Below are 22,510 nucleotides of genomic sequence, written 5' to 3'. Positions count from 1 at the left end.
CCTTAATAACTATAATTAGGAGATTCCGATGAAGACGAAGTTACCAACTATAGCGCGATTAATTCTTGGATTTTTATTTGTATTTTTTGGAATAGCAGGACTTTTTAATCTCCTTCCACCGCCAGAGAATATGCCTAAGGATCTTCAAACTTTTATGGGAGGTCTTGTTGCTGCCAAGTATTTCTTTCCGCTTTTAAAAATAACAGAAATAACTTGTGGTGCTCTTCTTATGATTGGAGTCTTCGTTCCATTGGCCCTTGTTGTTCTTGCACCAATTATTCTCAATATATTGCTTGTGCATATTGTGCTGGATCCATCTGGACTCCCTATTGCAATCGTTTTGGTCGTTTTAGAAATCTACTTAGCTTTCTTTAGTAAGCCTTACAGTGATATTGTTAAACAGATTTTTCGTTGTCCATTAAAAGAGGAATTAGATAAAAAGAAGCAACAAGAAGGTTGATTACTTCTGACACTTTGGACAGTAGTAAGTTCCTCGCTGAGCAAGTGTGATTTTCTTAACTTCTGTCTCTTTACATAGGCCACAGATCTTTTGATAAAAGACAACAAGGTTTTTTACACCTTCACCCTTTTCACCAAAGGCATCTTGATAGCCACCAGAAAAAGTTGTACCACCTGTGCTAATGGAATCATCGAGAACAATCTTTACGGCCATGTAAACTTTTTCAAGCTCAAGCTTCGTTAGGGTCTTCATTCTTCGCGTTGGACGAACTCCTGCTCTTGCGCAAATTTCGCTGGCCATATAATTACCAACACCGGCAAAGAAGTTTTGCTCTAAGAGAAATGGTTTTAACACTTTATTGGGACGCTCTTTTTTTAGCATCAAAAGATAATCAAGAGTGAATTCTTCTTTTGATACATCAGGGCCTAAGCGTGTAAGCCATGTGGCCTCATTTGGTGGAGAGTAGAGGTGGAAGACACCAAAGCGGCGAGGGTCAATATAGCCTAGATGAATTGGCCCTTTTGCATTTGTCCCAATGAGTTTTACATGAGTATGCTTTTCAGTAATCTCTTCCGTTGCAATTCGCCACGAGCCCGACATCCCCAACCCTGAAATCGCTCGCCACTCATTCCCATCTTGATCCTCAAAGAAAAAACGCAGAACCTTTCCCTGGCGCTCTACACGCTCAAGAGTCATGCCCTTAGGATTGAAGTCCTTATCCTTAACAATGGAATCACTCACATCAGAGTATGCGACTTCCTCGATCTCCATTGGGAGAACGTGAGAGAGTTGTGATTTGATGGTTTCGACTTCTGGTAACTCAGGCACTTTTTAATTCCTTTTTTATGTGGGCAGAAGTTTATCACTATGGTCATTTTTTTTGAATTTTTTTCTCTTGAGAGTGGGTGGAGGTTCGCGTTGTAAGGTGTTCATTTTACTATCTTTGATATTCTGCAGGTATTGTATGTACCTAAAATTGTTAGCTTTTTTGAAGCGAGTACGTTCAAGTTTTAACTGAAGGATGGCGATGGGGGCTCTATATTATTATATCGGAGTTTATTTTGTTTCGAAACTTTATCGTATTCATTATTCTTATTTTTTCAATAAATGTTTTGGCCCATTCTGGAAGAACAAATTCTTCAGGGTGCCACAATAATAGAAAGACTGGTGATTACCATTGTCACAATTCTGGAACGTCTCGTTCAAGTCAGTATCAAAAGTCTAATCAAAATTATAATTTTAATAAAGTGAATAGTGCTTGTTGCAAAGTATGTCGCAAAGGTAAGGCGTGTGGGGATTCTTGTATTTCGAGATCGTATCAATGTTATCAGCCGAAGGGATGTGCTTGTGATGGGTAGTGAAGTCGGTGTTATTATTATGCATGATCAACGAAAAAGCACCAGGAACCATAACTTGTTGAAAATTTAAATGATTGTACTGAGCTTAGAGCGTGGGGGAAGTGTAACTTGACACTTATTTATAGGAATGTGGAGTAGGGTATTTAATGATTCCTGCTCATGCGAGAGTGATGAACAAACTTAATACATGGAGCAGTTTTGCATATAAAAAAACTTATTGTTTATAATTTTAAAAGTTTTTACGGGAAGTTTGAAATATCTCTTGATGAAGGAATTAATATTATCGTTGGAGATAATGAACAAGGGAAGTCGACTATACTTGAAGCTATCAACTTATGTTTAACTGGCTTTGTTGGTGGAAGGTACTTTAAAGCAGAGTTGAGTGAACACTTATTTAATGTTGATATTGTTAACGAGTATCTATCGTCATTAAACACAGATAATAAAAAGGAGCCGCCATCATTTCTTTTAGAGCTTTATTTAGACGATGACTCAATTCCTGAGTTTATGGGGGATGATAATAGCTTAAAGTCAGGTAATGTAGGTTTGTATTATAAAGTTCAGTTTGATGAGAGGTATAAGCTTGAGTACGAAAACCTGGTTAAGCACGGCGAGATAAATTCATTGCCTATTGAATATTATGAGGTGGTCAGGTCGTCTTTTGCTAGAAATTATCTAACCAACAGGCAAGTCCCTTTGAAATCAGCACTGATTGATTCTTCTGAATTCAGATATAGAAATGGATCAGACGTTTATGTTAACAGGATTATTAAGGACTTACTAGATGAAAAGGAGCTCGTCGAGATTTCTCAAGCTCATCGCGGAATGAAGGATGAGTTTAAAAATCATGATGCGATAAAACGTATAAATGAAAAAATCTCTAAATCATCAAGGGTTACGAAGAAAAATGTCACAATTTCCACTGACCTAAATACACAAAGTGCGTGGGAAAGTAGCCTAAGTGCATATGTTGATTCAGTACCATTCTCTTTAATTGGAAAAGGTGAACAATGTTTAATTAAGACAAATTTAGCACTCTCACATTCGAAGACAATTGAATCAAACTTGCTCTTGCTTGAGGAACCTGAAAATCATTTATCATACTCTAAGTTAAATGTTTTGCTTGATGGTATAATTCGTGGCTCCAAAGATAGGCAAGTAATTCTTTGTACACATAGTAGCTATGTTGCGAATAAATTGTCACTGAAAAACCTTATTCTTTTGGCAAACAAGAAGACTGTTCGGTTGAGTGATTTGTCCGAAGATACTTACGATTTTTTTAAAAAAGTTGCTGGGTATGATACTTTAAGATTGGTCCTTTGCGATAAGGCTATTCTTGTTGAAGGCGATTCTGATGAATTAATCGTGCAAAAAGCCTATTCAGATGTAAAGGGGAGGTTGCCGATAAATGATTCCATTGACGTAATATCAGTTGGTGTTTCTTTTTTAAGGTGGCTTGAGATTGCAGAGAAGATTAATAAAGAAGTGTGCGTAGTGACAGATAGTGATGGTGACCTATCTGCATTAAAGAAGAAGTATAAAAAATATCTTGATGATCCTAAAAAATATTCAAATATTAAAATTTGTTTTGATGAAATTATAGATAAAGGGAGCTTAATTGTATCGGGAAAGCCATTTAACTATAACACATTAGAGCCCAAAATTTTAAAAGCGAATGGTCTTCAAGTCATGAATCAGGTATTTGAGACAAACTACCAAGATGAAGACGACCTCAGGAAGTTTATGAAGAATAGTAAGACTGAGTGTGCTTTAAAGATTTTTAATACAAGTCACAAAATCAATATACCTGAATACATTTTAAAGGCAATAAATGATGAGTAGTAAAATTGTTATTGCTGGCGCTGGATCGGGGAAGTCTAGGTACCTGATAGAGAGTGTAGATAGTATTAGTGATGGGAAATTACTTATCACTACATTTACTAATGCTAATGAGGAATCATTAAAAAGTAGATTATATAAAAAATATGGTTGCATCCCTTCACATGTTACAGTGATGTCTTGGTGGGCATTTCTGCTCGAACATTGTGTAAGGCCATTCCAGGGGTGTTATTTAAACAGAAGAATATCGCAACTAAATCTTGTCAATGGTCAGTCAGGGGTAAAGTATAGACGTGGTAGGACTCCCATTTTTTTTAATGAAAATAAAGAGTTTGTTAAACATTACTTTGACAATAATGGTTGTATATATTCAGACAAAATATCTAAGTTTGCTTTTCGGTGTCACGAAAAGAGTAGTGGTGCCTTACTCGGTCGATTAAGCAGGTGTTTTCAATATATATTTATTGATGAGGTACAAGATATGTCAGGTTATGACTTAAATTTAATTAAAATATTTCATTGTAGTAAGATTAATATCTTGATGGTTGGAGACCTAAGACAGGGAACATATTCCACTACAAACCTATCGAAGAATAAAAATTATGCAAAAAGTAAAATCGTTCAATATTTTAAAAAGGAGACGCCTGATATACTAATCGATGATACCTCTCTAATTTATAATCACCGTAGTGTCGATGATATTGTTAATTACAGCAATTCTCTTTATCCTTCATTAGTAAAAAATATTTCTAAAAACAAGAGTACTACTGGTCACGATGGTGTGTTTTTTGTATCTAGGAAAACAGCCGCAAGCTATATAGAGAGATATGCCCCTTTGCAATTACGACTCAATAAAAGAACAGTTTTGTTGTCTGTGGGAGAGCATATGACATTTGGTAAATCGAAAGGACTCGAGACTGATAGGGTTTTAATCTATCCTACAAAACCAATGTTGGAGTGGATAAAGGATAACGAGAGTGAGCTTGCTGATAAGAGCCGTGCGGAATTTTATGTAGCCATAACACGAGCTAGGCAGAGTGTTGCTTTTGTTGTTGACGATAGAGCTTTGAGTTCTCTAGAAAATGCTAAGGTTATTGATAAGGTTACTGAGGGATTATTTAAGCTTAAGAGGTTGAGTCAGCAAAGTTGAGAGGTTTTTAAATATGAAAAATAAATTGGAAGCCTTTTTTTTCGTTACATTAGTTGGGGCTGAGTTTCAAGTGAAGTCCAGAAAAGGGCTTAGAATAAATGATACAATGTATATTACAAATAATTTCGACGTGATTGGTAAGTATATTCATGAAAAAAAACTTGAGGGAAAAATAGGAAGCCTTGAGTATGATCACCTGAAGGTTCAATCGTCATTTGTTTATAGTAAATATTATGTAGATCAGTCAATAGTTCATGACGCTGGCGAGAGGCAGCAACAATTGTTACGTTTACTTTATGAGGTTCAGTCATTCTTTTCAACCGCGTGGCTCTTTATGGATGGTGGGGTCATTTTGGACGATGGTTATTTAGTGGTTTCAATTGGAGATAGTAATATTCTGGATAAGAACCACCTCAGAAACAACATCTACTCTTCTGACTTATTGAATAGGGTTGTTACCTTAGAAGAGAGTCTATTAAAAGAAATTCGGGACCTCAATAGAGTTGTTACAAAAGTAGATATGGAACTGCAAGCCTCCACCGTTAAGCTATCAAAAAACAAGTCAAGATTATCATTGTGTTTATACCATATACAGATTGCTAGGTCGCATAATGATTGGATGTTAAGGGTTGCATTTTTCGTTTGTGCGCTTGAAAGCTTGTTTAATACAAGTAAGGCTGAGATTTCTCATCAAATTTCACAGATTACTATCTCATTTCTAGACCGTACTGTAGAGGATAAGCTAGAGGTGTATGAGCTTTTAAAGCAATGTTATTCGATAAGGTCCTATGTATTCCATGGAGCTGTAATTAAAGATAAGAAGCTTAAAAATATTGGTGAGCTTTCAAGGTTTATAGAGAATATAGTTAAAGAGGTCGTGGTTGTGGTTTTTCAGAATTTTTCTTTGTATGAATTATTTCAAGGTGATGAACAAGCTCTTAGAAACACTTTGTTAAGAAGGATTTTGTAATTAAGTGTTATTGCTCGGGGGGAGGAAATATTTCAGCTACATTTTATTCTAGATTTCAGATTCCTTATATATGTATTATGGACTCTAATGACTTTAGAGGAGGGCCAGGGGCGCCAATTGGTGTTCCTGCAGCACTATCTAAGGGGTGGATAGATTTTCTTAAATTGTGCCCCAAAAGCCTTTTTCAAATAGTTGACTCAAGTATTATTTCAAGTTTCTCTAGCTTCCGCTCTTTCCAACTAGGTTATAAGACTAGTGTTTTTTTTAGTGAAAAATTTGAGTTTTACGATCTCAGTATGTTGAAGCTTTTGTGTCCTGAAGGTTATGCCGTTTGCTTTATTCATTCTGAGTCAGTTGATCCTGATAAATTGCGAAGTTTTGGCTTGAAGCATATTTTTGTATGCTACCTTGGGGCAAGTGAAGAATATATGAATAAGTGTATAGATGAATTTGGCTCTAATGTATTCTCTACCCCCTCTGGGCTTATATCGTTGCTCATAAACTTCTTGAAAGAGTCTAGCCTCCTTGCTGAAGATTTGAAAGACACTGTTATTCCTGCAGTAGCAAATTGGGAGGTGGACGAGACGTATGTATTATCTAACTTCAACCCCTCTCTAGTAAATAGGTTGTTTTCTTTGAATTTTAACCGGAAGAACTGGTTGGCTAGCGTCTCGCCAGAGGCCCTGGAAGTGAGTGATCGGAATGAAGAATTATATTCTTCACTTGTTGATTTAGACTCTTTACATATTTCATTAAGAGATGAATCTAAAGGAACTGGTGTATCTGTAGCATCGAATATGCCTTCATTGTTTATTGTGCAACCCTATATTAATGCTAATTTATTCAATCTAGGCAGAGTTTTGAATGGTCGTTTTGCTCCAATAAGTAATGCTTATATAAATAGCTTCAGAAGAGGATTGAATACAGAGCAGAGTTATGTCGACTACACTTTTCCTGTACAAGTTTTAGATGGTAACGCAGAAGATAGTATGAAGGGATTTGCTTTTGGGGGAGGAATTCACGCAGAAAGAATAAGTGCTCTAGATAATATAGTTTTTTTACATGCTTCCTTTCATAGTAATCCAGTATTACGGCTTCCTTTGGGTGGGAAGAAGTTTGATCAATTCTTAAAGTATTTCTCGCCAGAGGACTATAAGAAGACAAATGATTTTAAAAAACTAAAAAAACACTTAACGAGGGTTGGTAGGACATTTCATGAATCACTAAATGAAAAGATTAAACAGTATATCGCCTCAAGAGGGGGGCAAATTGTAGCCGTGTCTGATTTGCCAATAGAATGGATGAATATTAATGATGTTCCACTCTTTATGTATAGCGACGTTTGTAGGTTATTAGAAACATCCCACGGAAGTCTGATGTCTCAGTATGTTAAGTCTGTTGCATGGACATTTAGCATTAAAGAGGATGTTCTAAGTAGGACACTTGTTGTTTGTCTTTCCCCTGATGATGTAAATATATATAGCTCTTTTTCAGCAGTGAAAAAGTTGGCGGGCGAAAAGGATGAGATGGCAGGGATTGTCTTTGAAGAGGCTAGAAGTAAGGAGGAATTGTCTCAATTAGTTAAGAGGCACAAGCCTGACATTCTTATTTTGGACACACATGGAGTGAATAATCCTGAAAAATTAGAATCAGTGCTGAGTATTGGGAAGGAGACACTTACAGGAGAGGATGTGGTTAATTATGGCATTTCGGCACCTGTTGTTATATTATCATGTTGTTTCTCTGCTCCAACTTATGGATATATAAATCCGATAGCACATGCTTTCTTTGAGGGCGGAGCACTAACAGTGCTCTCCACTCTTTTACCAATAGATATTCGAAAGGGAACCTCTTTGTATTTCAGGATTTTGAGAAATCTTTCAACCTGTTCTAAGACGAGAATACATCCAAATCTGTTGAATTTTTTTAGTCACGTTATAAGAACTTCAGTTTTTGAAGACTATACTATGCCGCTATTAGATGAGTTTGACTTGAGTGAACAAGAGATTGAGGTGTACTTGAAGGTTAAGTTAAAGTGGTACTTACAAATGAGTAATGTCTTTACACGTAAGGACGCCTTTAAAAATATTGGCAGTTATATTGTGGATAGCTTTCCTAAGCGTTATAAAAGGCGTGTTTCTAATTATTTAAGGTCCTCACCCGTTATTTTCGATTCATATTACTACACAATTCTTGGGCGAGCTGATTTGGTTCCATTTGAAGTGTTTGACTATACTCCCGGAGAATAGTTTTTATCTCGGTGCCCCGGTACACCGAATTTGTGAAATATCCTGAAAAACAATGAATTTAAATGAAATAGAATGAAAGAAGAAAAACGCTGAAAGCCTTTTTCGATCGACAAGTTCACGAAATTGTTAAAGTTTAATTATAGGTCATAGATAGATCGGGTAACTCAGGCACTTTTTAATTCCTTTTTTATGTGGGCAGAAGTTTATCACTATGGTCATTTTTTTTGAATTTTTTTCTCTTGAGAGTGGGTGGAGGTTCGCGTTGTAAGGTGTTCATTTTGTTATTCACTTCATTGTTACAGTGTTGATATGTGCTTGAAATTATAGAGGTTGTCTTCGGTGAATATATTAAGTTTAGATTAAAAAGTGGCGAAGTGTAGCTATCTATTAATCATTTATATCTTAAGAGGGATAATATGAACCTACTATTACGTCTTGTACCAATTACTTTTTTAATTATGTTTACGTTTCAAAGCTCATTAGCTGAAAGTTCAAATGAGAAAGAAAAGCTAGTTGACGAGATTGTTGACCTATCTGGGATTGAAAAACAGACATTATCTCTAAGTGATATTTTAGAACAACAGGCCAATACTCAAACTGCTCAGGCTAAAAACTTATCTGCTGACGAGAAAGCAAAGCTAAAAGAATTGATGTTGTCAGGATTTAAGGCTGAAAGAATACTTTCAAGCATTAAAAAGAGAATGATATCAAGCTTATCTAAAAAAGAATTGAAGTCTCTAGTAAAGTTTCATAAGCAGGAGAAGATTCTAAAAGTCTCAAGACTTGAAGAGGCTGCGTCAACACCTGAAGCTATGGTGGAGATGCAATCGTTTGCACAAGGCTTGGCGAAAAATAAACCATCTCAAGATAGAATTCAAACAGCGATGAAGCTTCTTCATGAAACAAGAATGCTCGAGTTTATGGTTGATGTCATGGTTAATATCATCAAGGGGGTTGGAGAAGCAGCTCAAGGTGAAAAAATACAAGAGTATCAAATTGATCTGATGAAGACACAAATGAGACCTCAACTTCAAAATGTACTTCTTGTTCAGACACTTTACACTTACAAACCACTTTCTAAAAAAGAATTTGAAACTTACCTTGCTGACATCGCAGGGAATAAAGAGCTTAAAAAAGTTAGCAACATTGTGCTTGAAGAAGCGAATGTTGAATTTGATAGATGGGGGAAAGCAATGGGAAAGGGTTTAAAGATATCTTTTCAAAAAAAGACAAAAAACAAAAATAAATAAGTTAAGCTAATATGGTTCCAGATGATTTTCTTTACTTAGTTCTAAGAAAGGTATCTGGAACCCTTGCTTAAAAGTCTCCAGAGAGTCAAACCGAGTGGCAGTTAAGTAATTGTGAAAAAATATTTCATTTTCTTATCTATTCTTAATACTTCTTAAACATTTATTCCGTTATTTTCTCCTAAAATATTTTATTGTAGCAAATGAGCGATGAGATGAGCAAATTAGGACAAGTTGAAAAAATTCATGTTTTAAAAAAGATTTTCACTATCTCACAAGAAAAGTCTGGTGCTGATTATATTAGAAGCCTAATGACAAATATCGTAAAGGAGCTTGAGGTCGATTATATTTTTGTTGGACGGCCTTCAATAAAAGACCCAAGTCTCATTGTCAGTGATTATGCAATGGCCAAGGGGGAGTTTGTTGAAAAGTTAGAGTATAATCTGGATGGCACTCCCTGTAGTAATGTTTTAACAGGCAGAAGAGTTTGTATACATGCTTCTAATGTATGTTCTGACTTTCCTGAAGATGAATTACTACAACAGATGGGAGTTGAAGCCTATGTTGGTGCACCTGTAATCCTTCCAACTGGTGAGTTCTTCGGACTACTTGTTATTTTAGATACTAAAGTTATTAATGAAGTTGATTTCTTCGAATCGGCAATTGAATTATTTGCATCTCGTGTTGGTGTTGAACTTGCAATGATAGAGGCCAATCAAAGTATCAAGGATTTAAATAATATTGTCGAATGTCAGGTTAAAGAGAAAGAAGAAGTTATAAGGAAATCCCATGAGAGCTTGCTTGAACAGGAAAAACTAGCTGCTTTAGGACGACTTACAACAGGTATTGCTCACGAAATTAGAAACCCTTTAAACCTTGTTGTAAATTCAAGTCAAATAGCCTCTTCAGTATATAATGATATGAAAAATGGAGACTATAGTGACTTTAAAGACTTAGGGAAAGCACTAGATATTATCAAGACTCATAGCTTAAGGATGAAAAATATTCTCTCTATTATGCTAGACAATCGAAATAGCGGAAAAAGAAAATATTCCATCAAGAAATTAATTAAGGAGTCTTTCAAATATGCATTCCATGCTTCCGTATTCAAAACAGAAGGGATAAAGCTTAACTTTAACCACTCTTCAAATATTAGTCATGATCTTCATCTTTTCACAAATGATATTCAATTTGTTTTCTTAAATCTATTTGAGAATTCACTTCAGAGTCTTCACAATAAGTTTACAGGAAGTGATCAAGAAGCAGAGCTAATGGTTAATACATTCGAAAAAGATAAATACATTTTAATCGAGGTTAAAGATAATGGAGAGGGAGTTCCAAAGGATGTTTTAGATAAGGTATTTGAACCGTTCTTTACCACGAAATCTGGTGTCGAAGGCTCAGGCCTTGGTCTTTCTATTGTAAAATCAATAGTTGAGAAAAATGAAGGGGATGTTTTTATTGAATCAGTTCCAAATGAGTTTACAATTGTAAAGATTAGGTTTCCTAAGGAGATTAGTGATGGTTAAGATCCATGTGTTACTCGTTGATGATGAAGAGGATGTGTATTTTATTTTTAAACATGTTTTTAAAGATTGGATAAAGTCGAAGAAAATGAATCTAACATTTTCAATATCAGGTGAAGATGCATTAAATGTTTTAAAAAGTGATGAAGGCCATGATGTAATCTTGATCTTAAGTGATATAAATATGCCAGGTATGGATGGCATTACATTATTAAAGGAAGTGAGCAAACGTTATCCTAATATTGCCACTATTATGATCTCTGGATACTCAAGTAACGAATACAAGGATAAAGTAACTGAACTTGGTGCGATTGATTATTTTGAAAAGCCAGTGGACTTTGAGAAGCTTACTAATTTAATAAAAAATAAATTTCCTGAGTTAAATGACAGTCGGCCAGGTGCTGCGTAAAAATAAGGTTTTAAAACCATTTCTCTTTAATCTAAAAAGTCGGGATTCAAATCCTGCTCAAAGATCCATTCAACAACGTCATTATAATGCTCGATGGATTTTGCCTTCTTAACTTTCTTATAAACCTTGTGCTCATTCTCAAAGATATCTTTGAAGTAGAGCCAATGACCTCGCATTTTTTGTAGGTAGTCTGATTTGGCATTGTCCATTGAGAGGTATTCTTCGCTCATAAGTTTATGCATTTCAATAAACTTTGCTAGATAGGTTTGTTCATTAAATTTTGACCCCTTGATCTGGGCCATAAGGGCCGGGTTTGAAAGGCCTGCGCGTCCTACCATCCAGCGATTAATCTGTGGAAATCTTGCTTTGTAGGCCTTGAAATCTTCTACTGTATTGATATCTCCGTTATAGCAGGGAGTTGTATTTAATAGAGGCAAGCACTCTTCAAAGGCATCAAGATCCACGCCACCAACATAAATTTGTTTTCCGTAGCGAGCATGAATTGTGAAGTCATTGATTTCTAATTTGTTGATCATGGGAATGATCTCTTTGATCTCGGAGACATCCTCACGTCCAAGGCGAATCTTAACTGAAAACTCGATAGGACACTTTTCTTTGATTCCTGTTAAAAGCTTTTCCACTTTATCTGGATGAAGAAGAAGCCCTGAGCCTTTGGTCCTGTTGGCCACCATTGGATAAGGGCAGCCCATATTTAAATTAACCTTCTTAACACCAAAGTCTTTATAGATATTGGCCACATATAAGAATTGATCAACTTCTTTTGTGAGAATTTGGGCCGTGGTCGGAAGAAGGTTCTTCTCAGGAAGAACATCGTGAAGTTGGCGCTTATTGAGTTCATTTGTATGTTTTGTCACAATATAGGGAGCGATGGCACTATCTGCGCCAGAAAAGGTCTGCTCTAAGGCATTGCGATAAACGTAGTTGGTTACACCACGAATCGGGGCGAGAACCAGGTGATCATTAAAACTCATAGTTCATTTTCTACACTAAATTTATGCCTTTGGTATAGAAGAATTAGGGGATTAGGTGCTTTTCTTTACGCAAGCTCAAGGAAAAGGCATAATGAAGCAGAGAATTTTGTTTCATTTACTTAGGTGACTCTATGAAAAATAATTTATTGGTATTTGGCGCTGGCAATCTCGGAGAGAAAGTTGCAACTCTTTGGAAAGACAGATTTCCTAGTGAAGAAGTATTTGGTGTCACTAATACAACTAGAAAACATTCGCAGCTTAGCTCAAAAGAAATCATTCCTTTTTGTTATGGCGAAAAGCTTCCGAAAGTTTCAAATATTTTATTTTCAATACCTCCAAAAGATAACTACTCTGAACTCGTAGAGGAAGCTTTTAAGTGTTGGGATGAGTCTGGTAATTTTCTATTTATTTCTTCGACTTCTGTTTATTTGGAAAGTAATGGAGGAGTTGTAAATGAAAACTCAAAGGCAAATCCTGAGCATCGCTTATTTTCAGTTGAAGAGATGGTTATTGATAAAGGTGGTTGTGTTTTAAGATTGGCCGGACTCTATGACAAACACAGAGGCCCTCATCTGTATTTAAAAAGTAAGATGAAACTTAACTCATCAAAAGACTCTCTACTTAACTTAATCCACACCCAAGATGCCGCTGAGCTATCAGTGAAGGCACTTGAAAGTGGATCGAAAGGTACAAGATACCTAGGATGTGACGGAAGTCCTATGACGAAGAGTGAATTTGCAAAAATCGTTTTAGGTGAACAGGCAAATGGTGTTGAATATTCTAGTCAGAACTCTAATAGTAAGATGTGTAATAATGAATGGACTCGTAAGACATTAAATTGGCAACCGCAATGGCCAGACTTTAAAGCATGGAGCCAGGACATTCTAAAGAAAACTTTGAAACAGCTCTTTATGTAATTTCAATACTTATTTTAACAAAGATATTGCCCTCTTGTACCTGACCAGAATACTTCGTATCATAGGTGTATCAAGGTAAAGTATTGAAGTATTTAATATTCTTAATTCTATTCATATCTCAATCTGTTCACGCAAAATGGGTGACTGGAATTGGATATTTTCAACCTGGCGAGTATCGTGTTGAAAATGAAGTCAGTCCTATGCCATTTGGGCTCAATATTGTACCGATGATTGGCTACTTTAGTCCAAGGTTAAGAGTTGCTGGCCCAAGTGTTAGTGCACGTGTCTTAGGAAATCATCTGGCAGAAATGCGACTAAAAGTGAATATGATCGGGGATCGTTATAAGGCCCATGAAGTAGAACTTCGTAAGTCTGCTGTCGATGTGGGAGCAATGGTGCGCTTATTCTTTCTTAGCGCAAGTTATGCCGCTGATATCTCTAATACCTACAAAGGGACACATTATAATTTCAAATTTTCTTGGCGTTTTCCGATTACAAAGAATTACTTCATCGTTCCTTCATATACTTACGGTGTCTTTAGCTCTGATTATACAAATTACTACTATGGAGTAAGAGATAGTGAAGTAGGTTACTTCTCTGCTTATAAAGTTGAAGAGGCCATCATTCAAACAATAACACTTGTAAATACCTATATCCTTGATAAGCACAACTCACTTGTCTTAAATTTTTCCTACAGACTCTTTGATGATGAAATTTATAATTCACCTACTGTCGAAAAGAAGTCATATACTCGTGGCAGCTTTTTTTGGAATTACACATTTTAATATTTAATTTACACAATTCTTCCATTTTATCTTTTCAAGATAACAAAACCTTATAAATTCTACACAACTCATAATGTTTAAGTACTTCGTCTTGTGATCCTGCTATCTATAGGTCTATATAAAACAAAACATTAGATTGAGAGAATATTATGAAAAAAATTATTATGGCGATTTGTTTACTTACTTCAAGTATGTCTTTAGCAACATCTGAAGTGAAACTAGTTGAGATCCTTGAGTCAGCATTACGCTTTGATGGATATGTTGAAATCGCGAAGGTCTCAAAACTTGGATCATATACTATTGTTGATTTCTACGTAGGAGCCTACGGAGAAGAGCGTCCAACTCAGTGTATTCTGAAGGATGATAATCTACTTGAATGTAAAGACAATTGGTTCAAGCTATAAGTCTAATAAAATAAATTTCTTAAGGAGTGCAGTATATCTAGCTGCACTTCCATGTTTTTTTCCACAATTTAATAAATTCAAAATGTTACAACAGTATCCTTTAGAAACTAATAGAGACCACCAAAAACTTGGCATATAAATATTTATAGTCCCGTATGATAAGTCTTATTATCTTATTGAGTCTCAGTCATTTTAAATACTTAATGTTTTCTAAATAAAAAACCGATAAAGAGTGTTAGAATAAAAATTGTGGTGAAAATGCATGATGATAAGCCTTTATATAATGGCGTTTAATTGGGGACATTATGAAACGATTTTTAATTTGCATAGCCTTCTTTCTATTTCAATCGCTAAATGTTCAAGCTATCTCTGATGCACAAATAAAAATGGCCAGAGAGATTCAACATGCTTGCCAGTCTAAAACCAATTCTATTGATCGTAGTAGGTGTCAATTAGAGTATCGAGTTAACTTAGTTGAATCAAAATGTGGACGAAATAATGATGGACGAGTTGAAGGAAGTATCGTTGAAGGTGAAATAAAGTGTGGAGCAGAAATTCCTTCTTCTACTTCTAATAACGAAGTCTCAAGCAAGCCTAGGCCACTTCCAATTAAAGGTAAGTGTTCTTACTCAACGGACTATGCTTGTGAAGCATTTGACTTCAGAATGGATCGTTGCTTGAAGTCTTCAAATAATAATAAGTATTGTAAGGATATTTCTCATAAGTTTGCACTTAAGGCCCAAGTTCATGAAGAGTTAGGTGAAGATGGAATGAAAGCTTACGATCGTTGTCTAAATATGGACGATACTTCTCCAGATGAATGTGCAAAATTTGCGAAATTCTATTTAGATGAACAGAAGAAGAGTCGAGAAGCTCAGTCTTCCAATACCGAGTGTTCTGAGTTTGCAGTTGGTGTACGTAATGTAAATTGTCACGGTTTTGAATATCAACGTGTTGATAGTGATTTGGCAGATATTTCAAGACATGTGGGAAAAAGTATAGAGGACTCAGGAATTACAAGAAGAGAAATTGGAAGAGATTCCTTTCGCTCTGAAAGCCAGTAGATGACAATTATTGAAATAAGTACTCTTTTAAACCTCATAAACCTTGTAATAACAACACTTTAAAAGCGCGAGTTTTTTACTAAGGTATTTTGTTAATTTAACCGATAAGCTGCTTATGAAAAGAATCAGTATATTTATCCTTCTAATAAGTGCAACGACGGCCATGGCCAGAAACGAAGTGGATCATCATAAGAATTCACAAAAATGTCCTAGTGGCTACCTCTATAAATTGACTGAAATAAATAGTACAAATAAGACAACCACGTTTAGCTGTGTTGCTGACTCTGGCAAGGTACATCCTGATTATAAATTTCGAATTGCTAACTGGAGAAGTGGTGACTATCTTCTAGAGCAGAATGTTGGCAAGATTAAAACTCGTTTTACTTATAATAACGAAGGAAAAGTAAATAGTGTCACACAATCAATTAATGGAGTCGACTTTTCAAATAAGTGTAACTTTCGATATGAAGATGGAAGTCTTGTTCCAGCAAAAGATGATAAGTGTAGTGAAGTTCAAAGTGAATTTGGTAATATGACCGCTTCAATCAAACACGAAGTATTCTGTGAGCCAAATGCAACTCAATCTGCATGTACAACAGGTGATGGGCGTGTTTTTCGACCTTCTACAAAAGAGACAGGTGTTCTTCGCTATTTTTACGAAAAAGGCCACGTTGTCGATGAGGTTCAGGTTGATCCAAAAACGGGGAAAGCTCTTTCACAATAGTTGAAACTTCAACCTTATGAAACTCGTATTTTTTTCAGATACTCATAATCAGCATGACAAAGTTCCATTAGAAAGTGGGGATATTCTTTTTCATTGTGGAGATTTCACAAGAAAGGGAAGTCTTGATGATGTTAAAAGTTTTGCTCGTTTTGTCGGAATGCAAGACTTCAAATATAAAGTTGTCATTGCTGGGAATCACGATTTTTCTTTTGAAGATGATAGAAAAATAGAAGCAGAAAATATTCTAAAAGAGCATGGTATTATTTATTTAAATGATTCTTTAGTGGAGCTTGATGGCCTAAAAATATGGGGCTCTCCCATAACTCCTATGTATCATAATTGGGCCTTTATGAGAGAGCGTGGAGAAGAAATACAAAAACATTGGGAGCTCATTCCAAATGATGTGGATATCATTCTAACTCATGGCCCACCGGCCAATATTATGGACCTTTGCTACAATGGTGAGCGTGATGGCTGTCATATTCTCTTAGAGAAGATCTTAGAAATTAAACCAAAGATTCATGCTTTTGGGCACATTCATGAAGAGTATGGAGTCTTGGAGCAAGATGGGATTAAGTTTATCAATGCTTGTAGCCTCGATGAGAAATACATCTATCAGAATAAACCAATTATCGTAGAGATTTAGAAACACTTAGAAAATAAAAAGGCCCTGTCATAAAAGAGAGGGCCTTTTTGTTAAGCCGCACACGCAACGGAGTACTGTACGCAGAGTGATCATTCTCCAACAAGAACTTGCACTAAAGATATCTTAGCACCAAAACAAATTCATAATTTTAATTTAAGCTTAATTTTTACTTAATAGTATATAGTTTTTACCCTGGAATTGACTAAGCAGGCCATTTCAATTTGAATGCGCTATGGAAGAAAAATACACACAAATACTTGAAAGAATTTATTCAGAAATATCTCCTCTAATTACAAGAGGTAAGGTTGCCGACTATATACCTGAACTTGGTAAAGTTGATCCTAACCAATTTGGAATGTCTGTTTGTACCAATAGTGGACATGAGTATATAATTGGAAATTCTCAAAAGTCTTTTTCTATTCAATCTATTTCAAAAGTATTTACCCTTGTCTTGGCCTACTCAAAGCTTGATGGAAAGTTGTGGGAACGTGTTGGCCGAGAGCCTTCTGGAACTAGATTTGATTCTCTCGTGTTGTTGGAAAATGAAGAAGGTATTCCTCGTAATCCATTTATCAATGCTGGTGCAATTGTTGTGGTCGATATTCTTCTTGATCTCTACGAAGATCCTATAAATGAAGTCTTAAAGTTTGTGCGTGAATTAAGCGGAAATGAAGATATTTATATTAATGAAAAAGTTAGAGACTCTGAGCTCGAATGTGCTAATCGAAATTATGCTCTTACTTATTTTATGAAAAGCTTTGGTAATATTCGTAATGATGTCTCTACAGTAATCGAAGCCTATACTTCTATATGCTCAATTGAAATGTCATGTGTTGATCTTGCAAGATCATTTAGACTTTTTAGCTCAAATGGAGAGAATCCGTGGAATGGAAAGAGAATCTTAACAAAGAGCCAGAATAAGCGCATGAATGCCATAATGATGACTTGTGGCCTTTATAATTCAGTCGGTGATTTCGCTTACCGAGTTGGTATACCTGCTAAGTCAGGAGTCGGTGGTGGAATTGTTGGTGTAATTCCAAATGAGATGTCCATTTCAACATGGTCTCCATGTCTTGATAAAACAGGCAATTCTCTTGCCGGTATTAAGGCCTTAGAGCTCTTTACAACATATTCTGAGCAATCAATTTACTAGTTCTCATACCAACGATAGAAGCCCTTATGAGATCGGTCTCTCTTTGGGAAATACTGATCTCTTCTTTCTTTAAGTTGATCACAGTCGAGGTCTTCTTTTAAAGGAATTAAGTATATTGGACTTTTTGAAAGGTCTGGATTTTGAATAGGGTTGCTCTCTGTAACAAGATCATCCTTAGAAGCACCGATAATATATTGCTGAGAACGGTCTCTTACAAATCCTGCTAAAATCCCATTTTTCATTTTCTTCATATCGTATGAAAAGATCTCTTTCCTAGCGATATATAACTCTTCATCGACAAATGGTTTAAATGTTAAGTTGACTGTAACTCCAGGATTCCCGTCTTCATCATCATCTGTAAAGCGAGGATCATTAGGGTCGGATGGAAAGTCTTCTCGATAATCATTTAGGTCAACTCCTAAAAGGGTTGGAGTTTCAGGGCGATGAATAAGCAGTTCTCCATTTGTTTGCATGATTTCCATCTCTACAACTTTTGGCTCTATTGCTCTTGTGAATTCATCTGAAGTCTTTGCTTGGAATGGGAGGTTTGCTTTATATTCTGAAAAACAGAATTGATCTTTAGACATAAGTTTTCCATCTTCAAGATAATACTCTGTGATTCCAAAACTAATAATACGATTCTTTAATTTAATAGGGCCGAATAATTCACCTATATAGGATACAACATCATAGTGAGCATATTTACCAACTAGCTCTTCCATTTTTTCAATTTTTGTACTTGCTGAAGAGGCAAGCCCCAGAGTTATTACTAAGACTATTTTTATGATGCTATTCATTATGTTCTCCTTAATCATCATTTTCTACAATTTTTACTGAGATATTTCTATTAAAATGAGGTTAAGAAAGATTATAAATTGATCTTTTTTGCAAAAGGATGCCATATGTCTCTATAATTACTAAGTGAGGGTAATTTGAACGTTAGTAATAAAGCAGTCCATGCATATATAAACTACATTATTGAAAATAATGATGATCCAAAGTCATTCTTTGAGAATTTAGGCTATGACTACTCAGTCATGAGCGATGAAAAGAAATATATGAGTTGGGATGACTACAAAGTAATTACAGAATCACTCAATGATAAATATGACAAATTCTACGAAGGGATGACTCGGCATGGTTTAACAAATAAGTTTGTTAAGCATGTACTTGATATTCTTTCACGTATGATTAGCTTTCGTTTTGTTGGCGATTTCATTTTAAAATATTCCTTTAAAACATTTTATACTAATGCTGTTAGTATTGAGCTTGTTAAAAAAGGCAGAACAACTTTTGATATCAAACTAACTTTCAATAGTGAGGAAGATATATTTCCTGTTTTTGTTGATATGTATCGAGATGTATTTCTAGCACTCCCAAGACTTATTTCAAACTCGCTAACTTGGGATGTGAAGACAAGTCAAAACGGAAATATTCTAATCTATCATATTGATGAGAAAATGAGCTCACCATCTTTTTATACTTCTTTTCAATTTTTTATTTTAAGGATCTTTAAACTAGATAAGTATTACCAAACGCTTATCTTTGATAATCTTCAACATAGTAATGAACTTGAAAAAAAGAATCTCGAATTAGAGCTGGCAGAAAAGAAGATAAGTGAGGCACATAAAGATGTTCTCTTAGCAAATCGTATCATTAGTCATGATATTGCCAATAAGATGCAGATTATAGAGCATGTAAAAAGGTTGATGAAGCGAAATGATATCGAAAAAGCCAATCAGAAACTGGATATATACTATAAGTCAGTTAAGGCCATCATTGAAAATACTCGTAACGTAATAGATGATCATTCAAGTTCATTTATGTTAGCTGATGTTTCGCTAAAGAACTTGCTTGAAGAGTTGGTCTTTGAATATCAAGACCAAGCAAATAACAAAGATGTAAATATTTCTCTCAATCTAGAGTGTGAAGATAATTATCATTTTAGAACAAATAAAGAAGCACTGAAGGCGAGTGTTTTAGGTAATATTCTTCAAAATGCGATTAAATTTTCAAAAGCAAATTCTGAAGTTAAAATTAGTGCTTCTGTGGAAAAAGATTTATTAAAGATTTCATGTGAAGACAGTGGAGTAGGCATAGAAAGAAGTCTTGTTAATGATATTAATCGCAATTCTGAAAAGCTATTTCAAAGCACAATAGGAACACATGGTGAAACAGGACGTGGCCTAGGACTATTTATTATTAGGAAAGTATGCCGTGAATTGGATTTCAAAGTTAAATTTGAATCTTCATTAGGTAACGGAACTAAGGTTACGATTTCAAAAAATCTTCAAAGTAAGTAATTTCAGTAAGTAATAACTTCTTATTTATTTTCTTTTTTACACATTTCTTATTTTATCTTTTAAAGACACCTTTTTATAAGTATTTAGATTTAAAACAAATACCTTAAGGAGATCTCTATGAAGTCAGTTATTGCAGTAATGACTGTATTATTATCAACTTACACGTTTTCAGCAGCTAGTTTAAATTGTGAGCTTGTATATGGTGAAGGTGTCTATATAAATATGAGTGTTGAGTTTCAGGCAATAGATGATTCTCGTGGACTTCCTTATTCTCTAAAAGAAATTGTAGGAACAGAAGTTATAATTGATGGAACAATGAACCAAAATCATGAAGATAATGATGATATTGGAGAAGAGTGGACATATGTAACTCCTGGTGCTCGTACAACAGCGATTAGAAATGATGAATGGAATCAAAGTGGTTTAGGCTTCTATGTTGATACTTGTGAAGACTGCGATTTTAATGGAGCAACTTATCAGTATCGTCGTTCAAATGAAGGTGAAATCTTCATCACTGAAATGTATGGCTCTGATGGGTCTGGAGAATTCTCTCTGTATTCTTGTGAAAGAAATTAAATATAGAAAAGGGCCAGTTAATGGCCCTTTTTTTATTCTACGATACTTTTAAATTTGTCATGTCGATGACATATCGATGAGATGGATTTTCTTTTTGTAGTTTATCCCACGCTTCATTTATTTGCTCTGGCTTTATAACCTCACAGTCTGGATGAATATTATGTTCAGCACAGAAATCCAAAACCTCTTGTGTTTCTTTAATCCCACCAATTAATGAACCTGCAATACGACGTCTTCCCATTATAAGTGGCGCAGTAACGGGCTCATCCATTTCACCTACCTGACCTACGATCACATGAGTACCATCGATATCAAGTAGAGGTGTGTATGTATCAAAGTCGTGTTTTACAGGAACTGTATCGATAATTAAGTCAAAAGAAGAAGCAGCTGCTTCGAGTGCACTTTCATCTCGAGATGATAGGATTGCTTTTGCACCTATTGCCTTTGCTTCTTTTTCTTTATCTGTAGATCGACTAATAACTGTAACTTCTGCACCCATTGCTGATGCAAGTTTTACGGCCATGTGCCCAAGGCCTCCAAGACCAATTACACCAACTCTAGTTCCTTTTTTTACATTCCATGTTTTTAAAGGCGAGTATGTTGTAATACCTGCACATAAAATTGGTGCAGCTTTTGAGATATCAAGTTTATCTGAGATTTTAAGAACAAATTCTTCACGTGCAACAATATGCTTTGAGTAACCACCTTGTGTGATTTCTCCTGTTATACGATCTTCTGAGCCATATGTTGCAGTCATACCTTCACGACAATATTGTTCTTCATGATTATGGCATTGGTCACAAGTTTGGCAACTATCAACCATGCAACCGACACCGACGCTATCGCCAACTTTATATTTTTTTACTTCTGGGCCTACGTCTATGACTTTCCCGATAATTTCATGTCCTGGAATAAGAGGGTAGGGTTGCTCTCCCCAGTCTCCATGTACTGTGTGAAGATCAGAGTGACATATTCCACTATAAAGTATTTCAATGGCAACATCGTTCCCTCTTAGTTTCCTTCTTGAAAACTCATAAGGTTCTAATCCCGATGTTGGTGAATGTGCTGCGTATCCTACTGTTTTCATTGTTACTCCAATTGTTAATGGGTTTATATGAATGACATTATTACGCATCTATTGATTTGAATAAATAGGGTACTCGTTAAAGCTTTGTTAACTTTTGGTAAATAATAGCGATTAATAATAATTGTATAGGACTCATGTCTTTATTCTAATATTCAGAACGGTCTTTGCTTGATAAAAAGTCAATGTAGTTAACAAAAAGGTTAACAAAATAGGAGTTAATTATGAAAAATGTATTTTTATTATTGGCCATTGCGCTAAATAGCTTCGTTTTTGCTTCGGCCGCTCTTGATCAGGCAGCGCAAGAAGAGATTGTTTCTTTTATTGCAAAAGTTGAAAGAAAGTATCTTTGGAGAGCGGGATATCAAAATGTTAGTTCAAACTTCTCTAAGTTATCACAGAGCTCTTTTAGTTCATATTTAGATCGTGTATTTGAGCAAGACCTTGAAAAGTCTGAGATTCATGAAATTAGAAGCTGCTTAGAGGCCAAAGATTGTGCCGCGTATAATATTAGTATTCAGTCTGAATATCACAGTGGGTATGGTGTGGATTCGGTCTTTGTTCTTATTAATTTAAATAGTGGTAAGTACAATGCTGACATAAAGCACAACGTCTATAGTGAGTAATTTGCAATCTCGTTAAGCCTTCTGCACA

23 protein-coding genes are annotated in these 22,510 nt (G+C 35.4%); 19 read left to right on the top strand and 4 right to left on the bottom strand.

Translation table 11 applies throughout. The features are described 5' to 3' along the window. The first annotated feature begins 28 nt into the window (after positions 1-28). Complete coding sequence (locus BALOs_RS10950) at positions 29-460, top strand: DoxX family protein (protein WP_120405201.1); 432 nt, start codon at positions 29-31, stop codon at positions 458-460. On the opposite strand, the gene BALOs_RS10945 is transcribed toward BALOs_RS10950, so the two are convergent. Continuing rightward, complete coding sequence (locus tag BALOs_RS10945) at positions 461-1,288, bottom strand: Fpg/Nei family DNA glycosylase (RefSeq protein WP_114705252.1); 828 nt, start codon at positions 1,286-1,288, stop codon at positions 461-463. Between the two features lie 233 nt (positions 1,289-1,521). On the opposite strand from BALOs_RS10945, the gene BALOs_RS15560 reads away from it, so the two are divergent. The 8 genes from BALOs_RS15560 (at position 1,522) to BALOs_RS10905 (ending at position 11,208) form a co-directional block, all read left to right on the top strand. Beyond that, positions 1,522-1,818, top strand: a complete 297-nt coding sequence (locus tag BALOs_RS15560) for a YHYH domain-containing protein (RefSeq protein WP_371287205.1) — start codon at positions 1,522-1,524, stop codon at positions 1,816-1,818. A 198-nt stretch (positions 1,819-2,016) separates the two neighbouring features. Beyond that, positions 2,017-3,660: an ATP-dependent endonuclease gene (locus tag BALOs_RS10935; protein WP_120405199.1), complete on the top strand. Its 1,644-nt coding sequence runs from the start codon at positions 2,017-2,019 to the stop codon at positions 3,658-3,660. Next, positions 3,653-4,807, top strand: a complete 1,155-nt coding sequence (locus BALOs_RS10930) for a UvrD-helicase domain-containing protein (protein ID WP_162929655.1) — start codon at positions 3,653-3,655, stop codon at positions 4,805-4,807. Before BALOs_RS10935 ends, BALOs_RS10930 begins: the two co-directional genes overlap by 8 nt. Positions 4,808-4,820: 13 nt before the next feature. Beyond that, the gene (locus BALOs_RS10925) at positions 4,821-5,777 is read left to right on the top strand and encodes a HEPN domain-containing protein (RefSeq protein WP_120405197.1); all 957 of its coding nucleotides are present in this window, start codon (positions 4,821-4,823) and stop codon (positions 5,775-5,777) included. A gap of 77 nt (positions 5,778-5,854) precedes the next feature. Further along, positions 5,855-8,026 carry a CHAT domain-containing protein gene (locus BALOs_RS10920; protein WP_120405196.1) on the top strand — a complete coding sequence of 724 codons (2,172 nt, stop codon included), beginning with the start codon at positions 5,855-5,857 and terminating at the stop codon, positions 8,024-8,026. 416 nt (positions 8,027-8,442) lie between these two features. Then, entirely contained in the window at positions 8,443-9,276 is an 834-nt protein-coding gene (locus BALOs_RS10915; RefSeq protein WP_120405195.1) for a hypothetical protein, read from the top strand. 212 nt (positions 9,277-9,488) lie between these two features. After that, positions 9,489-10,802, top strand: a complete 1,314-nt coding sequence (locus tag BALOs_RS10910) for an ATP-binding protein (RefSeq protein WP_162929654.1) — start codon at positions 9,489-9,491, stop codon at positions 10,800-10,802. Then, positions 10,795-11,208, top strand: coding sequence for a response regulator (locus tag BALOs_RS10905; RefSeq protein ID WP_120405193.1), 414 nt, complete (start codon positions 10,795-10,797; stop codon positions 11,206-11,208). The genes BALOs_RS10910 and BALOs_RS10905 overlap by 8 nt, the downstream gene beginning before the upstream one ends. 26 nt (positions 11,209-11,234) lie before the next feature. On the opposite strand, the gene BALOs_RS10900 is transcribed toward BALOs_RS10905, so the two are convergent. After that, entirely contained in the window at positions 11,235-12,200 is a 966-nt protein-coding gene (locus BALOs_RS10900) for a tRNA-dihydrouridine synthase family protein (protein WP_120405192.1), read from the bottom strand. 131 nt (positions 12,201-12,331) lie between these two features. On the opposite strand from BALOs_RS10900, the gene BALOs_RS10895 reads away from it, so the two are divergent. The 7 genes from BALOs_RS10895 to BALOs_RS10865 all read left to right on the top strand — a co-directional run bounded on the left by BALOs_RS10895 (position 12,332) and on the right by BALOs_RS10865 (position 17,893). Then, positions 12,332-13,117, top strand: coding sequence for a hypothetical protein (locus BALOs_RS10895; protein ID WP_120405191.1), 786 nt, complete (start codon positions 12,332-12,334; stop codon positions 13,115-13,117). A gap of 83 nt (positions 13,118-13,200) precedes the next feature. Beyond that, positions 13,201-13,902: a MipA/OmpV family protein gene (locus tag BALOs_RS10890; protein WP_114705247.1), complete on the top strand. Its 702-nt coding sequence runs from the start codon at positions 13,201-13,203 to the stop codon at positions 13,900-13,902. Between the two features lie 149 nt (positions 13,903-14,051). Continuing rightward, complete coding sequence (locus BALOs_RS10885) at positions 14,052-14,306, top strand: hypothetical protein (protein ID WP_120405190.1); 255 nt, start codon at positions 14,052-14,054, stop codon at positions 14,304-14,306. 305 nt (positions 14,307-14,611) lie between these two features. Next, a complete protein-coding gene (locus tag BALOs_RS10880) occupies positions 14,612-15,370 on the top strand; it encodes a hypothetical protein (protein WP_120405189.1) in 759 nt (252 codons plus the stop codon). A gap of 115 nt (positions 15,371-15,485) precedes the next feature. Continuing rightward, positions 15,486-16,094, top strand: coding sequence for a hypothetical protein (locus tag BALOs_RS10875; protein WP_120405188.1), 609 nt, complete (start codon positions 15,486-15,488; stop codon positions 16,092-16,094). A gap of 16 nt (positions 16,095-16,110) precedes the next feature. Next, positions 16,111-16,740, top strand: coding sequence for a metallophosphatase domain-containing protein (locus BALOs_RS10870; protein WP_114705243.1), 630 nt, complete (start codon positions 16,111-16,113; stop codon positions 16,738-16,740). 232 nt (positions 16,741-16,972) lie between these two features. After that, the gene (locus tag BALOs_RS10865) at positions 16,973-17,893 is read left to right on the top strand and encodes a glutaminase (protein WP_120405187.1); all 921 of its coding nucleotides are present in this window, start codon (positions 16,973-16,975) and stop codon (positions 17,891-17,893) included. On the opposite strand, the gene BALOs_RS10860 is transcribed toward BALOs_RS10865, so the two are convergent. Further along, positions 17,890-18,690, bottom strand: a complete 801-nt coding sequence (locus BALOs_RS10860; RefSeq protein ID WP_120405186.1) for a hypothetical protein — start codon at positions 18,688-18,690, stop codon at positions 17,890-17,892. The genes BALOs_RS10865 and BALOs_RS10860 overlap by 4 nt on opposite strands. Positions 18,691-18,825: 135 nt before the next feature. On the opposite strand from BALOs_RS10860, the gene BALOs_RS10855 reads away from it, so the two are divergent. Both BALOs_RS10855 and BALOs_RS10850 read left to right on the top strand, forming a co-directional pair. Continuing rightward, a complete protein-coding gene (locus tag BALOs_RS10855; protein ID WP_120405185.1) occupies positions 18,826-20,196 on the top strand; it encodes a HAMP domain-containing sensor histidine kinase in 1,371 nt (456 codons plus the stop codon). 117 nt (positions 20,197-20,313) lie between these two features. Next, on the top strand, positions 20,314-20,772 hold the full coding sequence (locus BALOs_RS10850) for a hypothetical protein (protein ID WP_120405184.1): 459 nt from the start codon (positions 20,314-20,316) through the stop codon (positions 20,770-20,772). Between the two features lie 37 nt (positions 20,773-20,809). On the opposite strand, the gene BALOs_RS10845 is transcribed toward BALOs_RS10850, so the two are convergent. Continuing rightward, positions 20,810-21,859 (bottom strand): NAD(P)-dependent alcohol dehydrogenase, encoded by a 1,050-nt coding sequence (locus tag BALOs_RS10845; RefSeq protein ID WP_114705238.1) that lies wholly within the window; start codon positions 21,857-21,859, stop codon positions 20,810-20,812. Between the two features lie 221 nt (positions 21,860-22,080). On the opposite strand from BALOs_RS10845, the gene BALOs_RS10840 reads away from it, so the two are divergent. Next, positions 22,081-22,482, top strand: coding sequence for a hypothetical protein (locus BALOs_RS10840; RefSeq protein ID WP_114705237.1), 402 nt, complete (start codon positions 22,081-22,083; stop codon positions 22,480-22,482). Positions 22,483-22,510: the final 28 nt, after the last annotated feature.

It is taken from the genome of Halobacteriovorax sp. BALOs_7 (assembly GCF_003612895.1).
Classification (GTDB): domain Bacteria; phylum Bdellovibrionota; class Bacteriovoracia; order Bacteriovoracales; family Bacteriovoracaceae; genus Halobacteriovorax_A; species Halobacteriovorax_A vibrionivorans.
This window is presented reverse-complemented; position numbering and strand designations above follow the sequence as displayed.

Coding starts and splice junctions, on each gene's coding strand:
- BALOs_RS10880 (WP_120405189.1), top strand. CDS start 14,612: ATGAAACGATTTTTAATTTGCATAGCCTTCTTTCTATTTCAATCGCTA.
- BALOs_RS10895 (WP_120405191.1), top strand. CDS start 12,332: ATGAAAAATAATTTATTGGTATTTGGCGCTGGCAATCTCGGAGAGAAA.
- BALOs_RS10840 (WP_114705237.1), top strand. CDS start 22,081: ATGAAAAATGTATTTTTATTATTGGCCATTGCGCTAAATAGCTTCGTT.
- BALOs_RS10845 (WP_114705238.1), bottom strand. CDS start 21,859: ATGAAAACAGTAGGATACGCAGCACATTCACCAACATCGGGATTAGAA.
- BALOs_RS10865 (WP_120405187.1), top strand. CDS start 16,973: ATGGAAGAAAAATACACACAAATACTTGAAAGAATTTATTCAGAAATA.
- BALOs_RS10870 (WP_114705243.1), top strand. CDS start 16,111: ATGAAACTCGTATTTTTTTCAGATACTCATAATCAGCATGACAAAGTT.
- BALOs_RS10885 (WP_120405190.1), top strand. CDS start 14,052: ATGAAAAAAATTATTATGGCGATTTGTTTACTTACTTCAAGTATGTCT.
- BALOs_RS10930 (WP_162929655.1), top strand. CDS start 3,653: ATGAGTAGTAAAATTGTTATTGCTGGCGCTGGATCGGGGAAGTCTAGG.
- BALOs_RS10875 (WP_120405188.1), top strand. CDS start 15,486: ATGAAAAGAATCAGTATATTTATCCTTCTAATAAGTGCAACGACGGCC.
- BALOs_RS10850 (WP_120405184.1), top strand. CDS start 20,314: ATGAAGTCAGTTATTGCAGTAATGACTGTATTATTATCAACTTACACG.
- BALOs_RS10910 (WP_162929654.1), top strand. CDS start 9,489: ATGAGCAAATTAGGACAAGTTGAAAAAATTCATGTTTTAAAAAAGATT.
- BALOs_RS10925 (WP_120405197.1), top strand. CDS start 4,821: ATGAAAAATAAATTGGAAGCCTTTTTTTTCGTTACATTAGTTGGGGCT.
- BALOs_RS10915 (WP_120405195.1), top strand. CDS start 8,443: ATGAACCTACTATTACGTCTTGTACCAATTACTTTTTTAATTATGTTT.
- BALOs_RS10900 (WP_120405192.1), bottom strand. CDS start 12,200: ATGAGTTTTAATGATCACCTGGTTCTCGCCCCGATTCGTGGTGTAACC.
- BALOs_RS10905 (WP_120405193.1), top strand. CDS start 10,795: ATGGTTAAGATCCATGTGTTACTCGTTGATGATGAAGAGGATGTGTAT.
- BALOs_RS10860 (WP_120405186.1), bottom strand. CDS start 18,690: ATGAATAGCATCATAAAAATAGTCTTAGTAATAACTCTGGGGCTTGCC.
- BALOs_RS10950 (WP_120405201.1), top strand. CDS start 29: ATGAAGACGAAGTTACCAACTATAGCGCGATTAATTCTTGGATTTTTA.
- BALOs_RS10920 (WP_120405196.1), top strand. CDS start 5,855: ATGGACTCTAATGACTTTAGAGGAGGGCCAGGGGCGCCAATTGGTGTT.